Origin of the sequence: Streptomyces katrae (assembly GCF_000966975.1) — a bacterium.
Lineage (GTDB): Bacteria > Actinomycetota > Actinomycetes > Streptomycetales > Streptomycetaceae > Streptomyces > Streptomyces katrae.
Genome location: NZ_JZWV01001328.1, coordinates 1 through 2,055 on the forward strand (window position 1 = coordinate 1; position 2,055 = coordinate 2,055).

2 protein-coding genes are annotated in these 2,055 nt (G+C 72.8%); both read right to left on the reverse strand.

Going from position 1 to position 2,055, the window contains the following annotated elements; translation table 11 throughout:
• Positions 1-715, reverse strand: a 715-nt coding sequence (locus VR44_RS36815; RefSeq protein ID WP_045952023.1) for a serine/threonine-protein kinase, incomplete at its 3' end; no start/stop codon positions are given.
• A gap of 681 nt (positions 716-1,396) precedes the next feature.
• Positions 1,397-2,055: ABC transporter permease (locus VR44_RS36820; protein ID WP_045952024.1), on the reverse strand; the 659-nt coding region annotated here is incomplete at its 5' end.

Here is a 2,055-nt window from a genome sequence, read left to right on the forward strand (position 1 = left end):
CCCACAGCAGGGCCATGTCGTCGTCCCGCTGGAACGGCGGGCCGCCGGTGAGCATCTCGTGGACCACGCACCCCAGGCTGTACACGTCGCAGCGCCCGTCCACGGGCTTCCCGGCGATCTGCTCCGGCGCCACGTAGTCCAAGGTGCCGACGAACTGCCCGACGCTGGTGAACCCGGTCAGCGACAGCGACTTCTTCGTCAGTCCGAAGTCCGTCAGGTAGACGTGCTCGGGGTGTTCGCTGTCCGTGCCGTCCGCGACGAGGATGTTGCCGGGTTTGACGTCCCGGTGGACCAGGTCGTGGTCGTGGGCCGCGTCGAGCGCGGAGGCGACCTGGCCGGCGATCCGGGCGGCCGTCTCCACCGGCAGCGGGCCCGTCCGGTCGAGCAGGGCGCGCAGGTCCTGCCCGGCGACGAACCGCATGGCGATGTAGAGCAGCCCTTCGGTCTCGCCAGCTTCGAAGACGGGCACGATGTGCGGGTGGTCGATGGCCGCGGCCGCCTTCGACTCGTGGGCGAAGCGCTTGCGGAAGGTGTCGTTACGGGCGAGTTCGGGGGCCAGCAGCTTCAGCGCCACCGTACGGTCCAGGCGCAGGTCGCGCGCCCGGTAGACGACCGCCATGCCGCCGCGCCCGATCTCGCTCTCGACCAGGTACCCGGCGATCTTCTTGCCCAGCAGCCCGGAGGGCCGGCCGCCCAGCGAGTCGGCGGCTCCCATCAGCGCCCTCCGGCCTCGGGCAGGTCCACGACGCGGGTCGGCTCGTGCCCCGGCTCAGCCGGTACGGGGGCACCGGCGGCGGTCTCGGCCTCGGGCGGCGACTCCGGCCCGGGCGGCGGCTGCGGCTCCTGCTCGGGCTCCGGTACGAGCGGGGCGCCCGGCCCCGAGGCTCCGGTATGAGCGGGGCGCCCGGCCCCGAGACGACCGCGTAGGTCGCCATCCGGCTGCCGTCGGCGTACATCCAGCGCCGCGAGCTCTCGTCGTAGAGCCACGCGGACTCCCCGTCGATCACGATCCCGATCCGCAGTCCCCGCACGGCCCGTCCGAAGTCCTCGCCGCCCGCCGCGCCGTCGGCGTGGTCCCGGACGGCCCGCCGGTAGCGTTCCAGGGCCTCGGCGGCCCGGCCGAGCAGCGGTCCGGGGTCCTCGGTCCGCGCGAGCGGCCGGCCGGCCGTGGGCGGCGGCTGCGGGACCGCCACCAGCAGCCGTCCGTCGACCCAGGCGGACCAGCCGTTGGCGCACAGGATCTCCGTCCACTCCCCCCGCCGGGAGAGGAGCTGCACGGGCAGGAAGGGGTCCAGGGGCGCGGTCGGCCGGGCCACGTCGGGGGCCTCCCAGGCGGGCAGCCCCTCCTGCGGCACCACATGGGTCGGGTGGAACTCCGGGATCGGGTCGGTGAAGGTCATCGCCGCGGCTGCTTCCGCATGACGGCCGGCTCCTGCCGGCGCAGCAGCCGGGCCACCACCAGGCCGTAGGCCACGGACAGCGCGACCAGCGCGCCGATGCACACCAGCCATATACCCGACTCATGGTGGTAGATCGGGTCCTGGGTGAGTTTGCCGGGGACGATCCTGCCCAGCTGGAGGGTGGCGCCCATGGCGCCCATCGCCCAGCGGGACGGCGCCAGCCAGGCCACCTGTTCGAGGACGGGGACGCCGTAGAGCTTCAGCAGGGTGCCGCAGAAGACGACCTGGACGATGGCGAGGAGGACCAGCAGCGGCATGGTGACCTCCTCCTTCTTGACCAGGGCGGAGATCATCAGGCCGAGCATCATCGCGGTGAAGGACAGCAGGGCGACGGCGATGGTGATCTCGATCAGCGGGGGCATGAGCACCCCCTTGCCGCCCGGGGCGTTCAGGTCCACTCCGGCGAGGGCGATCAGGGTCAGCACCACGGCCTGGGCGACGGTGATCGTCCCCAGCACCACCACCTTCGACATCAGGTAGGCGGACCGGGACAGCCCGACGGCGCGTTCGCGCTGGTAGATCACGCGTTCCTTGACCAGTTCGCGGACCGCGTTGGCGGCGCCGGTGAGCACTCCGCCGATGGTGAGGATGAGCA